The 13,368-nt window shown below is 61.8% G+C and carries 7 protein-coding genes; 4 read left to right on the top strand and 3 right to left on the bottom strand.

From position 1 onward, the window contains the following. Nucleotides 1-111 precede the first annotated feature (111 nt). Together AQUI_RS0120560 and AQUI_RS0120565 are read left to right on the top strand one after the other, a co-directional pair. Entirely contained in the window at nucleotides 112-1,227 is a 1,116-nt protein-coding gene (locus tag AQUI_RS0120560; RefSeq protein ID WP_027259188.1) for an efflux RND transporter periplasmic adaptor subunit, read from the top strand. Further along, nucleotides 1,224-5,054 (top strand): efflux RND transporter permease subunit, encoded by a 3,831-nt coding sequence (locus AQUI_RS0120565; protein WP_027259189.1) that lies wholly within the window; start codon nucleotides 1,224-1,226, stop codon nucleotides 5,052-5,054. The genes AQUI_RS0120560 and AQUI_RS0120565 overlap by 4 nt, the downstream gene beginning before the upstream one ends. A 77-nt stretch (nucleotides 5,055-5,131) precedes the next feature. Here the strand turns inward: AQUI_RS0120565 and AQUI_RS0120570 are convergent, their stop codons facing one another. Then, on the bottom strand, nucleotides 5,132-5,458 hold the full coding sequence (locus AQUI_RS0120570) for a hypothetical protein (RefSeq protein ID WP_027259190.1): 327 nt from the start codon (nucleotides 5,456-5,458) through the stop codon (nucleotides 5,132-5,134). 216 nt (nucleotides 5,459-5,674) lie between these two features. Between AQUI_RS0120570 and AQUI_RS0120575 the strand changes: the two genes are divergently transcribed. Both AQUI_RS0120575 and AQUI_RS0120580 read left to right on the top strand, forming a co-directional pair. Further along, nucleotides 5,675-6,856, top strand: coding sequence for an AcvB/VirJ family lysyl-phosphatidylglycerol hydrolase (locus tag AQUI_RS0120575; protein ID WP_084294480.1), 1,182 nt, complete (start codon nucleotides 5,675-5,677; stop codon nucleotides 6,854-6,856). A gap of 535 nt (nucleotides 6,857-7,391) precedes the next feature. Next, nucleotides 7,392-9,563 carry a methyl-accepting chemotaxis protein gene (locus tag AQUI_RS0120580; protein ID WP_027259192.1) on the top strand — a complete coding sequence of 724 codons (2,172 nt, stop codon included), beginning with the start codon at nucleotides 7,392-7,394 and terminating at the stop codon, nucleotides 9,561-9,563. Nucleotides 9,564-9,660: 97 nt separating this feature from the next. On the opposite strand, the gene AQUI_RS0120585 is transcribed toward AQUI_RS0120580, so the two are convergent. Further along, nucleotides 9,661-11,490, bottom strand: coding sequence for an ABCB family ABC transporter ATP-binding protein/permease (locus tag AQUI_RS0120585; protein WP_027259193.1), 1,830 nt, complete (start codon nucleotides 11,488-11,490; stop codon nucleotides 9,661-9,663). Nucleotides 11,491-11,587: 97 nt separating this feature from the next. After that, on the bottom strand, nucleotides 11,588-13,255 hold the full coding sequence (locus AQUI_RS0120590; protein WP_027259194.1) for a LysM peptidoglycan-binding domain-containing protein: 1,668 nt from the start codon (nucleotides 13,253-13,255) through the stop codon (nucleotides 11,588-11,590). Nucleotides 13,256-13,368 lie beyond the last annotated feature (113 nt).

Here is a 13,368-nt window from a genome sequence, read left to right on the forward strand (position 1 = left end):
CTATATCAGGCTTATCACATACGCGCGACTCCCGTTGTGAGCAGGCCCCGCCGTATTCTGGCTACGGCTCATTTTGCTCCCGGGACCAGACAAGAAACAGGAAGACCCGACATGCGTATCATTCCGATGCTGACTGCAGTGGCTGTGACGGCCGGCCTCTATCTGGTGGTGATTGAGCGCGACGATCTGCTGGCCTTTGCCCGGGGGGAGAATGCTCCGGAGGCAGCCGAGACCGAAACCGGCACTGATGCCGGCCAGGCGCTGACCCAAGCCGCAGACACGCGCGTTGGCGTTGTGGCCCTGCAAAGCAAAGCGACCACTATTGGCAGCGCGGTTATCCTGCGCGGCCAGACCCAGGCGATCCGCCAGGTCGAAGTTCGCGCCGAGGTCACATCGACAGTGATTTCCGAACCTCTGCGCAAAGGGTCCCATGTTAAGAAGGGCGACCTGCTGTGCGAACTGGACCCCGGCACCCGGCCGGCCATGCTGCTGCAGGCGCAGGCCCAGCTGAAAGAAGCCCGGATCAACCTGACCGCTTCCTCTAAGCTGTCCCAGGGCGGTTATGCCTCGGAAACCCGGCTGGCTTCATCCGAGGCCGCGGAGCGCACGGCGTTGGCTGCCGTGGCCACTGCAGAAAAAGAACTCAGCCATCTGACCATCACCGCGCCTTTTGACGGTCTGCTGGAGAGCGACACCGCCGAGCTGGGCAGCCTGCTGCAGCCCGGCAGCCTGTGCGGCACTGTGATCCAGCTCGACACCATCAAGCTGGTTGGATACGTGCCCGAGGCTGAGGTAAACAAGGTGACTTTGGGCGCCACGGCGGGCGCCGAGCTGGCAACCGGCCAGCAGGTGCAAGGGGAAGTCACCTTCCTCAGCCGCTCTGCCGACCCGAACACCCGCACGTTTGAGGTGGAAATCACCGTGCCCAACCCGGATCTCAGCATCCGTGACGGCCAGACCGCCGATATTGCAATTTCTTCAGCCGGCCGGCTTGCGCACAAGCTGCCGCAATCGGCGCTGACACTGAACAACGAAGGCAAGCTGGGCGTGCGTGTTGTCGGTTCCGACAGCACCGTGGTATTCTACCCCGTGCAGCTGCTTAGAGATGAGGCCGATGGCGTCTGGCTCGGCGGCCTGCCCGAAACCGCGGATGTGATCGTGGTGGGGCAGGACTTTGTGACCGAAGGCGTCGCCGTGGCGGCCACCTACCGGGAGACTGAACAGTGATTGGCATTGTCGATTGGGCTGCCGGCCGTGCCCGGATGGTCCTTGCCTTTATAGCAATCTCGCTGCTTGTCGGCGGCGTCGCCTATTCGATGCTGCCCAAAGAGGGCGAGCCGGACATCGAAATCCCCGCCCTGTTCATCTCGGTCCCTTTCCCCGGCATCTCGGCCGAGGATTCCGAATCCCTGATGGTCAAGGTGATGGAAACCGAGCTGGCCGACCTCGACGGGCTGGACAAGATGACCTCCACCGCCGCCGAAGGCTATGCCGGTGTTGCGCTTGAGTTTGATTTCGGCTGGGACAAGACCGCGATCATGGCCGACGTGCGCGACGCCATGGACAAGGCCGAGGCCGAGTTTCCCGAAGGCGCCGAGAAATACTCGATCACCGAAATCAACTTTTCGGAATTCCCGATCGTCATCGTCAACCTGACCGGCGCAGTGCCGGAACGTACAATGGCGCGCATTGCCAAGGACTTGCAGGACGATCTTGAGACCTTGGACGCAGTGCTGGAAGCCGGGATCGCCGGCAACCGCGACGAGATGGTCGAGGTGCTGATCGATCCGCTGCGGCTGGAAGCCTATAACGTCACGGCACTTGAGCTGATCAATGTTGTGCAGAACAACAACCAGCTGATTGCCGCAGGCGAGGTGGAGACGGCTCAGGGCACCTTTGCGATCAAGATCCCCTCCTCGTTCGACGAAGTGAAGGATATCTATCAGCTGCCGGTCAAAACCAACGGCGACCGTGTGGTGACCCTTGGGGAACTGGCGCAGATCAACTTCACCTTTGAGGACCGGGTCGGTACTGCCCGGTTTAACGGCGGCGATACGGTGGCGCTGCAGGTGGTCAAGCGCAAGGGCTACAACGTTATTGACACCGTCAACCTGGTGAAAGAGACGCTGGAAGCCTCCAAATCCAAATGGCCGCCGGAACTGCAGGCCGCGGTTGAAGTCGGCACCTCCAACGACCAAAGCCGCGTTGTCGGCTCCATGGTCAGCCAGCTGGAAGGCTCGGTTCTGACCGCCGTGGCGCTGGTGATGATTGTTGTTCTGTCCGCGCTTGGCAGCCGCGCTGCGCTGCTGGTCGGCTTTGCGATCCCGACCTCATTCCTCTTGTGCTTTGCCTTCCTGGCGCTGATGGGCGTCACCATTTCAAACATGGTGATGTTCGGCCTGATCCTTGCCGTGGGCATGTTGGTGGATGGCGCGATTGTCATTGTGGAATATGCCGACAAGCGCATCAAGGAGGGCACCGGCCCGATGCACGCCTATGTCGAGGCGGCGCAGCGGATGTTCTGGCCGGTGGTGTCTTCCACCGCCACCACGCTCTGCGCCTTTCTGCCCTTGCTGTTCTGGCCCGGTGTGCCCGGTGAATTCATGGGGATGCTGCCGGTCACCATGATCTTCGTGCTGTCGGCCTCGCTGGTGGTCGCGCTGATCTACCTGCCTGTCATGGGCGGCGTCACCGGCCGTATCAGCCGCACGTTTGAGGGCGCCTCCCGCGCCTTGCGCATGATCGCCCCTTGGTGGCTGCGCGCCGCTTTGGTGCCGGTTGCCATGTGGGGCATGTTTGCAGGCGCCATGCAAATGCTGAACCCGTCTTACCTGCTGGGCGGCGGGGCTGGCGGATTGGGCGGCGTGCTGTTTGGCGGACTGGTCTTCACACTTGCGTCCTTTGCCGCTTCCATCACCCTGAGTGCGGTCAAGATCGAGCGCGAGCAGAAAGAGGTTACCCCCGGTTACCATCACACGCCTTTCGGCCATGTGATCAAGTTCATCGCCGGCAACCCGGTAATGCCCATCGTGACCATCGCCGTGGTGGCATTCTCCATCATGACGGTGTTCAAAACCTTTGGCGAAAACAACCTGGGCGTTGAATTTTTCGTGGATTCGGAACCGGAGCAAGCCACCGCATATGTCCGCGCCCGCGGCAACATCTCGCTGCGGGAAAAGGACGAAATGGTTCGCGCTGCCGAAGACATCATCCTGCAGCACCACGCGGTGATCAACGTCTTTTCCTTTGCCGGCGACGGCGGCCTGAACACCGACAGCTCCGGTGCGCAGCTGCCGCCCGACACCATCGGCCAGGTCCAGTTCGAGATCATCCCCTGGGAAGACCGCCCCACCGACAGCGAGCCGTTGGACGGCTGGTTCGGCGGACTGCTGAGCAAGTATCTGGGTTTTGAAAAAGAACTCATTGCCGAGGAGTACGACGGCAACACGGTTCTGGAAGAGCTGAACGCCGAAATGGTCAAACTGCCCGGATTCGAGGTTGAGGTCCGCGCCCTGGCGCAAGGTCCGGCCTCCGGCAAACCAGTGCACCTGCGCCTGCGCGGCGACGGCTGGGAAGAACTGACCGCTGCCACCCTGACCGCGCGGGAGCATTTTGAAAACACCCCCGGCCTGATCCTGATCGAAGACAGCCTGCCGCTGCCCGGCATCGACTGGCAGATCGACGTGGACGTCGAAAAAGCCGGCCGTTTCGGCGCCGATGTGGCGACCGTGGGCGCGATGGTTCAGCTGGTCACCCGCGGCATCCTTCTGGACACCATGCGGGTCGACAGCTCGGACGAGGAGATCGACATCCGCGTCCGCCTGCCGGAACAGGACCGGGTGCTGTCAACGCTCGATACCCTCAAGGTCCGCACATCCGACGGGCTGGTGCCGCTGTCCAACTTCGTCACCCGCCAGCCGGTGCCGAAACTGGCCCAGATCAACCGCATCGGCCAGGAACGGTTCTACGATGTGAAGGCCGACGTGGAAGCAGGTCTGAGCAAGGCCGTGACCGAAGATCCGGAAACCGGCGAAATGACCCGTTTGGCGCTGCTGAAGGACGTGCCCGAAGGCACACCAGCGACCGGAGAAACCATCGTCGCGCCCAATGGCAAAACCCTGCAGCTGGTGCAGCTGACGGGTGCCGAAAGCCTTGAGGCGCTGAAGGCAGCACTTGAGGATGGTGCCAGGATCAGCCCGGTGAACCCGAACGAGCGGATCGCCGTCATTACCGAGTGGCTGGAAAGCGATCCCCTGCCCCGCGGCATCGGCTGGGAATGGACCGGCGACCAGGAGGAGCAGGAGGAATCCGGCGCCTTCCTGTCCAAGGCGTTCGCCGGCGCGCTGGCGCTGATGTTCGTGATCCTGCTGGCCCAGTTCAACAGCTTCTACAACGCCGCTCTGGTGCTGCTGGCGGTGGTTCTGTCCACCACCGGCGTGCTGATCGGCATGATGGTGATGCAGCAGCCGTTCTCGATCATCATGACCGGCACCGGCATCGTCGCACTTGCGGGGATTGTGGTGAACAACAACATCGTTCTGATCGACACCTATCAGGAGTTCGCCCAGCAAATGCCGCGGATCGAGGCGATCATCCGCACCGCCGAGGCGCGCATCCGCCCGGTGCTGCTGACCACCATCACCACGATGGCCGGCCTGACGCCAATGATGTTCGGCGTCAGCCTGGACTTCATCGACGGCGGCTACTCGATCGACAGCCCCACTGCGCTTTGGTGGAAACAGCTGGCAACCGCGGTGGTTTTCGGCCTGGGCATCGCTACCGTGCTGACGCTGGTCGTCACCCCCTCGCTGTTGGCGATCCGGGTATGGTTCTCCACCTACATGCGTGCCTTGGGCCGGGCGCTGTCGCGGATCACCCGTGGCCGCTCCAGCCGCATCGCGCAGGACTCGCGGCTGTTCAAAAAGGCGCGCCAGCTGCCGACGACGGAAATCCAGTGGGTCGAAAGCGAGCCCTCTGATGCGACTGATGAGCCCGCGGGTGAGGGAGAGCCCGAACCGCCCGCGCCACAGGGCCGCCTGCGCGCAGCCGAATAGTCCGGTCAACAAAAAAGCCCCGCTCAGGCGGGGCTTTTCCTTTGCAGCAGCCAGGGAACACCCAGCCGTTGACCCGATCAGTCGGTAAAGGTGTATTCGCCCAGATCACACAGATCGAGACCGTAGTCTTCTGCTTCGGATCCATCGTCAAAGCTGCCGCGGATGTCGTATACGCAAGTGGTTGCGCCATCGGCAATCACAACACCGATCTCGTAACCAGGTGCCAGATAGCCGCCATCCATCAGATTGTCTTCCCAGTTGCTGGAAGACGCCGGGGATACATTGAACTCAACCAGATCGGCGCTGCTGTCATTGATCAGCAGGAATTCCAGGTCCTCGGCAAAGGCCGGGGCCTGATAGGCTAGGAAGGCCGCCGCGGCGGCGGCAGGCAGAAGGGTCTTCATCTATGTGTCCTTTCAATCAGGTCAGCCGGCGCCTGAGCCGCTGACCCCGGAATGACAGCACTTTAGTTTCGTCACCTTGCCGGTCAATGGGGAAAGCGGTTTACAGCTTACCCTGCGTAAACGTCTGCTCGGCAAGGCCCTGCCGCCGTTCACGGTTTCGCAGAAAAGTTTTGCATATTCTGGCGGCAAACGAGACCGAGCCCGGAAAAGCAGCACATGGCGCAACACCTTAATATGCGGAAAGGGTTTGCCGGGGCCGCGGCGCTGTTGTTTCTGGCTGCCGGCACTTATCTCGGCCAACCGGGTGCGCGTGGGCTCCAGCCATCCGCGGTCATAACTCCGGACGGCAAGGAGGCCCGCTCAACAGTATTGATCGTCACTGGCGCCGACGGTTGGACCAAGGAACTGGCGAACCGGGCAAAGCGCCTGCCGGACATGCACACTCTGGTCGTGGGCGTTGGCGGGCGGGCGCTGCTGGCGCAGGCCGGCGGGGATTGCGCTGCCGCCGCACCGCTTTTGTCCGGCCGGGCCCGCCGCACCCAGCAGCAGCAGGACGCCCTGGCCCGCTCTCCGGTTCTGTCCGGCTATGGCGAAGGCGCGGCCATCGCCCTCCAAGCCGCCGCCGCGCCCAACAGCTTCAAGGGGCTTGTCACCGTGCACTTCGATGCATCCCCTGTGCCCTGCGCAGGCAACGCCCTGGAAGACGCGCAGGCTGGCAAGACCCCGGTGCGATGGCTGGACATCGCGCAGCCTGCTCTGGCTTGGACAGCCTGCCTCTTACCATTCACCAGCAGGCGGTTGCGCCAGCCAGAGATACCTACGCCATCTTTCTGTCCGGGGATGGCAGTTGGGCCAATTTTGACGAGCAGCTTGTCCGACTGGCTGGCAGCACGGGGCATCCCGGTGGCCGGTATCTCCAGCTTGCGCTACATGTGGCAGGAGAAACGCCCAGAGCAGATCGCCGCGGATCTTGTCCGCATCGACTCTCATTTCCGCCGCGCGTTCAGGCAGGACAAGATTCTGCTGCTGGGGTTCTCGCTTGGCGCCAGCACCCTGCCCTTCGCCGCCGCAGAGTTGCCAGAGGATTTTCTGGCTCGGCTGGCAGGTGTTGGCCTGATCGCGCCTGAGACCCATACCGGTTTTGAAATCGTTGTTGGCGGATGGCTGGGCCGGCAGACCGGCTCGGTTGAGGTGGCCCCGGCGATTGACGTTTTAGCCGCCAGCCTGCCGCCTGAACGGGTTTTGTGCCTGTATGGCCTCAAGGAAACCGTCAGCGCCTGCCCGCTTGTGCGGCAACCTGGTGCTCAACGGCTGGAGTTCAACGGCGGGCACCACTTGGGCAAAGATTACAGCCGCATTGCCGATGCCCTCGCAACGTTGGCGTCTTCAGGTCCCTAGCCCCGGAACCCCGGCTGCGTGACACGGGATTTCCGGCTGCACGGCCTGAAGACAATGAGCTGCCGGAAGGACAGTGTCCCCGTCAGGCTCGCAGCCCATCCTCCACCACCGCCGGGATGCAAGCCTGTTGCAGCATCGCCGCCAGCTCCATGAACCGGGAAACAAACTGAGTGTCTCCCGGCAAATTCCAAACCGGCCCGCTGTCCGTTGAACGCTAAAGTTTTAAGTACTCTGCAGCAAAAAGCATCCAGTCGGCCTTAAGTCCCTAAAACACCTGTAAAACACTGTAAAAAAACACTTTTCTCAAAAAATCAGTATTCTCAAAAAAATAATCCGGCATTTACAGCCTATCAATTCAGCGTTTTGCGTCAGGAACTGCCGAAATCTGCCGCATATAAAGGCAATCTCAATATTTCTCACGCATGAGAAACTCCGTATCCAATATAACATTCACTATATGTTATATGCCCCTCCTTAAGTGGGTTTGCACTGAAGTACACTTGCGTTTTGCGTGTATTCTTGTTTGGGGAAAAAAATGTCATTACGATCGCAAATCCTTGCACTGATCGCTGTCCCGTTCATCGCGCTGGCTGGTATCGGCGGCTTCAAAGCTTTGACGGATTGGGACCGCTTCCAAAGTGCACAGGTCTCGCAGGAACAGACCCGCGAATCCGTGGCTCTGATGAAAGTTGTCCACTTCCTGCAGGTTGAGCGCGGCTTGTCAGCAGTTTACCTGTCCTCGGCCGGGCAAGCCGGCACGGCTGATCTGACTGATACCAGGACCGAAGTGGACGCTGCTGTGCAAAATGTTCCGCAATCGGCGGCCAGCATCGTAGAACATTTGGATCAGCTTGCGGCATTGCGCGGCTCAGTCACTTCGCAAGAGCTGACACCGGGCCAGATGGGGGCCCGCTATTCCGCAATGATCGCCAGCATTCTACAAGACACAGGCAACCAGCTTCTGCATCAGAAAAACGCAGAGTTGATACAGCTCAGCGCCGGTCTCGTCAGCCTCGCCTACGCCAAGGAAGCTGCAGGCCAGCAGCGGGCTGCCGGTGCTGCGGGCTTTGGCCAAGGCAGTTTCAACCTGAACATCTACCGTTGGTTCACCGGAACAAATGCCGTGGAGAAACAGCTTCTCGACATCGCGGGCCTTGCATTTGGCCAGATGCTGCCTGAACTGAACATCCGCCAGGGCCTGGAACCAACCGGACTGCCTGGCATCCGCACCGAAGTTCTGGAGGCGGGCCCAGGCAACCCGGCACCCGGCTACGCCTCAAAGAACTGGTTTGACCGGGCAACCCGCTGGGTCAGTTCTCTTAGAGATGTGGAAAACTCTGTCACCGGCGCAATGATTGCCCTTACAGCCGAGGAGGCAAGCAATGCCCGCCAGGCACTGATCCTGACCCTGGCTGCTGTCGCCGTGTCGCTGACTGTCAGCACAGCCATCGGCCTGCGCCTGATCATGGCATTCACCAAGCAGTTCGGCGCCCTGCAGGCGGACCTCGACAGGCTCGCCAGTAAGGAGTTCGATTTCGAACCGGCATTTCTGCAGTCCAAGACCGAAGTCGGAAAACTCAGCCGCGCAATGGAGAAAACCCGTGCCGCCCTTGCAGAGGCCGAAGACAAGCTCGATTCCATCGAGGCCAGCCGCATCGCCGACCGCGGCGCCGTTGTGGGCAAGCTTGAAGAAAATCTCGCCCGCCTCTCCAACCGCGATCTCGAATGCACTATCAACGAGGCATTCCCGGAAGAATACGACCAGCTGCGCCAAAGCTTCAACACCACAGTGGCCACACTGAAAGAGACCATCGAACAGGTAATCACGGCCACTGGCAGTATTCATAGCGGCGCGACCGAAATCAGCACCGCCTCGGACAATTTGTCGAACCGTACCGAAAGCCAGGCCGCCACGCTGGAAGAAACCGCCGCGGCGCTGGAACAGCTGACCGCGTCGGTAAAATCTTCGGCAGACGGCGCCCGCGATGTCGAGCACACGATGCAGGAGGCCCGCCAGGAAGCCGAAGGCAGCAGTGAAGTGGTGCGAAACGCGGTTGCCGCAATGAATGAGATCGAGCAGTCTTCGGCCAAGATCTCGCAGATCATCTCGGTAATCGACGATATCGCTTTCCAAACCAATCTTCTGGCCTTGAATGCAGGTGTCGAGGCCGCCCGTGCAGGCGAGGCCGGCAAAGGATTTGCCGTTGTCGCCTCAGAGGTCCGGGCTTTGGCGCAGCGCTCGGCTGATGCGGCAACCGAGATCAAGACGCTGATCGGCGACAGCTCCAAACATGTGAAGCAAGGGGTCGATCTGGTTGGCGAAACCGGCGAGGCGCTGACCAGCATCGTGGGCCGTGTCAGTACTGTCTCAGAACTGGTTTCCAACATTGCCGAGGGTGCGGCCGAGCAGTCGACCGGCCTGAGTGAGATCAACACCGGCGTCAGCCAGCTGGACCAGGTTACTCAGCAGAACGCCGCCATGGTGGAAGAAGCCACTGCTGCCGGCCACATGCTGCACACCGATGCGGGCAAGCTGGCGGAGCTGATGGCACAGTTCAAGATTGCCGGACTTGCCGCCCCGGCGGCCCGCAGCACGCCTGCAGACACGGCACCGGCAGGCCCCAGCGCCCATGGCGGAGAAATCGAGTTCGGTTCGGCCGTTCCAATGCCAGCCAAGGCGGCCAACGCCGGCTGGCACGATTTCTAAACCCGTCTCCTTAGTGCAGGAACCAGGAAAAGCCGGCTGCAGAGCCGGCCTTTCTTCGTGGGAAGCCTGTTTCATCAGACCGCTTTGCCGCCTGCTGCTATGCGGCGTCCTGGTCCGCCTGCTGGCGTTGCCACAGCCGGGCATAGCGGCCGCCCCGTGCCAGCAGTTCGTCATGGGTGCCTGTTTCGGCTATTTCCCCCTGCTCCAGCACCACGATCAGGTTGGCTTCGGCAATCGTTGACAGGCGGTGTGCGATGGTGATCACCGTGCGCCCCTGCCCGGCCCGCGCCAGCGCTTCCCTGATCTCCTGTTCAGTATCGGTGTCCAGCGCCGAGGTTGCCTCGTCCAGCAGCAGTACCGGCGGGTTTTTCAGCAGCGTGCGGGCGATGCCGACCCGCTGCTTCTCACCGCCGGACAGTTTCAAACCGCGCTCGCCGACCTGGGTGTCATAGCCCTCTGGCAGGGCCGCAATAAAGTCATGTATCTGTGCGTCGCGCGCCGCTTGCTCCACATCATCCTGAGTGGCCCCGTCGCGGCCATAGGCGATGTTGTAGCGGATCGTATCGTTGAACAGCACGGTATCCTGCGGCACCACGCCAATCGCGTGGTGCAGGCTTTCCTGACTCACATCGCGCACGTCCTGCCCGTCGATCTTCAGCGCACCGCCAGTCACGTCATAGAACCGGAACAACAGCCGTCCGATGGTCGATTTGCCCGATCCGGTGGAGCCGACAATGGCCACGGTCTGCCCCGGCTCCGCCTCCAGCGAGACGCCTTTCAGGATTTCCCGCCCGGCATCATAGGAAAACCGCACATCCTCCAGCGTGATCCGGCCGCCGTTGACCTGCAAATCGCCAGCCCCCGGCCGGTCGCTGACATCGGCAGGCTGTTCTAACAGATCAAACATCTCACCCATATCCACCAGGCTCTGGCGGATTTCGCGGTAAACGGTGCCAAGGAAGTTCAGCGGCACGGTGATCTGGATCATATAGGCGTTGACCATGACGAAATCGCCAACAGTCATCGCGCCCCGCTCCACGCCGACTGCGGCCATCACCATAACACCGATGAGACCCGCAGTGATAATCATACTCTGGCCGAAGTTCAGCGCTGCCAGCGAATAGGCGGTCTTCAGAGCCGCCTGCGCATAGCCCCGCATCGCCCCGTCATAGCGCGCCGCCTCGCGCTCCTCGGCGACGAAATACTTGACCGTCTCGTAGTTCAGCAGGCTGTCGATGGCCTTTTGGTTGGCATCGGTGTCCTGTTTGTTCATCTCGCGGCGCAGCTTCACCCGCCATTCGGTCACCGCAAAAGTGAACCAGACATATAGAGCGATGGTGCCGGCCACGACCGCCAGATACCAGGCATCAAACAGCACCGTCAGGATCACCGCCACCAGCGTCAGCTCCAGGATCAGCGGGCCGATGGAAAACAGCATGAAGCGCAGCAGGAAGTCGACGCCCTTCACCCCGCGCTCGATGATCCGGCTGAGCCCGCCGGTCTTGCGGGTGATGTGATAGCGCATCGACAGCCGGTGGATATGGGTGAAGGTCTCCAGCGCCAGCCGCCGCAGCGCCCGCTGCCCGACCGGCGCAAACACCGCATCCCGCAGCTGCTGAAAGCCGGTGGTCAGGATCCGCGACATGCCATAGGCGACCGTCAGCCCGACGGCGCCCAGGGCCAGCGGCGGCACACCTTCTCCAGCGAGGCTGTCGACCGCGCCCTTGTACAGCATCGGTGTATAAACCGCGATCAGCTTGGCCAGGACCAGCACCGCCAGTGCCAGCACAACCCGGACCTTCACGGCGTGGTTATCCTTGGGCCACAAATACGGTCCGACTTTGCGCAACGTGCGCAGGCCGGAGCGGCGTTCGTCTTCGGCGGTATCGGCTTGCAGCGGCGCGGCGGCCTGGTCTGTCTGGGTCATGGCGGTTCCTGGCTTGACCCTTTCAGATATTCACCTGTTCACGGATTTGCGAGGGTCAAACAGGAAAAACGCGACGCAGGGGCCCGGTTCTCTGGTGTTATTCCGGCACGGTAAAGACTTGCCCCGGGTAAATCAGGTCCGGATCACGGATCGCACCGCGGTTGGCCTCAAAAACCCGGACGTACAAAAAGCCGCTGCCGTATTTCTGTTGCGAAATGGCCCAAAGCGTATCGCCCTTCTGCACTGTTACCGCTTGAACCAATGGCACTGGCTGCTCCGGCGTTGCGTCGCCGCCCGGTTGCGGCAGCGCCTCAGGCGCTTCGCGTTTGAACGGGGTTTCCAGGCGACTGACCACAGCGCCGGTTGCCGGTTCGACCTCATCCAGGCGCAGGGTGTAAATGCCTGGCGCCACATCCTCCAGCCGGCCGCTCCAGCGCCCGTCTGTCGCGGCGCCCAGTTCCGCCACCGGCCGGTTGTCGACATAGACCCGCACCTGTGATTGCGGTTGCGCCCGTCCCGACAGCTCAACCCCGCCGCTGCCATTGTAGCTGATTGAATCCAATGCCACTTCGTCAATCAACCCTGGATCGGCAGGAATTGCGGGCTGCACCACTTCGACGCCCTCCGCATCAGCCCTCAGAACGGCCACAGCCTGCCCCTGAGGTTGCGGCGTTCCGGGTTCGACGGCAGGTGCCGGGCCTGCTGCAGCCGGCGCCTCGGCTGCGGCGTTGCCTGTTGTCTGCCCGGCGCTGGCAGCATCATCATCTGCGTCCGCCGTTCCTGCAACTGAGCCAGCGGCCTGATCCAGAGAAGCAGATGGCGCTTCAACCATGGGTTGTTTTGCGCCGGCATCCTCTGCAGGGTCCAGGGCGGCAACTTGTTCCTGCGCTGGCGCTGTGACGCCTTGTTCCGCATCCGTTGCCTGCGAAGCCCCGGTTTCCGCAGCCTGCGCCGATTGGGCCGCGTCGCCCGCCGCTGCGACCGCGACCGGGCTGACCGGCGCCAGAATAAAGGACGCCCCGGAGGCATTTTTCTGCCCTTCATGTTCGGCCAGAAGCGACACCACCCGTGCATCGGCGCTTGGCGCGATCGTGGTCAGAGAGACGAATTCACCGCCCGTCGGCACTTCCAGCTGCTCCAGCACTTCGCCGTCCAGCAAGACTGAAATACGCACCCCCGCCTGCGCGCGCCCTGCAATCACCGCAGCGCCCTCGTTGTCGACACGCACCAAGTCCAGCTCGGGTGCTTCCAGAACAAAGACGTCTTCCTTGGCGTCTGGCACTTGCGGTGCTGCTTGACGGGCGTCCTGCACTTCTCCCCCAGGTTGGGCCAAGGCGATTTCTTCCGGCTGCACCTTGGCCCCGGCAGTTTCCTCCGGGGATATTTCTGTTTCAGATTCGACAGTTACCGGCTGATCTTCAGACACCGGATCCGCAACCGTCAAGGCCGCTGCCGGCATACCTGTTTCAGCCTCAGCTCCACCGGTGTCTGGAACAACTGCCGCAGTTTCAGAGACAGCAGTTTCAGCTTCGGATCGTGCCCGGTTCTGCAGCGGCTGGCCGGATTCATCGCCATCCCCTGAAAACGCACTGCTCCCGTTTGCCGCCTGGCCGCTCGCCTGTCCGTCCGGCGCCCCGCTGCCTGGCTGGCCGCTGCCGAACACCCCAAGCTGGAACAACGCCACGCCGCCCAGCACCGCGGCCACGCCGGCAATACCGCCAATTGTGAGGGCCCCCAGGCCCCCGCTTCCAGATGCTTCCGCCATTTCGATCCCTTCGGCATTTGCGGAATGTTGCCTTCCGCTTAGTTGAGCAAACCTACCAATCCCGCTATCACGGGTCAAAACACCAATTGCGTTTCATCTTGAAATTCCACGGA

The organism is Leisingera aquimarina DSM 24565 (genome assembly GCF_000473165.1).
Lineage (GTDB): Bacteria > Pseudomonadota > Alphaproteobacteria > Rhodobacterales > Rhodobacteraceae > Leisingera > Leisingera aquimarina.

What these genes read in the sequence shown, in the direction of transcription:
- AQUI_RS0120590 (WP_027259194.1), bottom strand. Translation starts at nt 13,255, where the DNA reads ATGGCGGAAGCATCTGGAAGCGGGGGCCTGGGGGCCCTCACAATTGGC.
- AQUI_RS0120570 (WP_027259190.1), bottom strand. Translation starts at nt 5,458, where the DNA reads ATGAAGACCCTTCTGCCTGCCGCCGCCGCGGCGGCCTTCCTAGCCTAT.
- AQUI_RS0120560 (WP_027259188.1), top strand. Translation starts at nt 112, where the DNA reads ATGCGTATCATTCCGATGCTGACTGCAGTGGCTGTGACGGCCGGCCTC.
- AQUI_RS0120580 (WP_027259192.1), top strand. Translation starts at nt 7,392, where the DNA reads ATGTCATTACGATCGCAAATCCTTGCACTGATCGCTGTCCCGTTCATC.
- AQUI_RS0120575 (WP_084294480.1), top strand. Translation starts at nt 5,675, where the DNA reads ATGGCGCAACACCTTAATATGCGGAAAGGGTTTGCCGGGGCCGCGGCG.
- AQUI_RS0120585 (WP_027259193.1), bottom strand. Translation starts at nt 11,490, where the DNA reads ATGACCCAGACAGACCAGGCCGCCGCGCCGCTGCAAGCCGATACCGCC.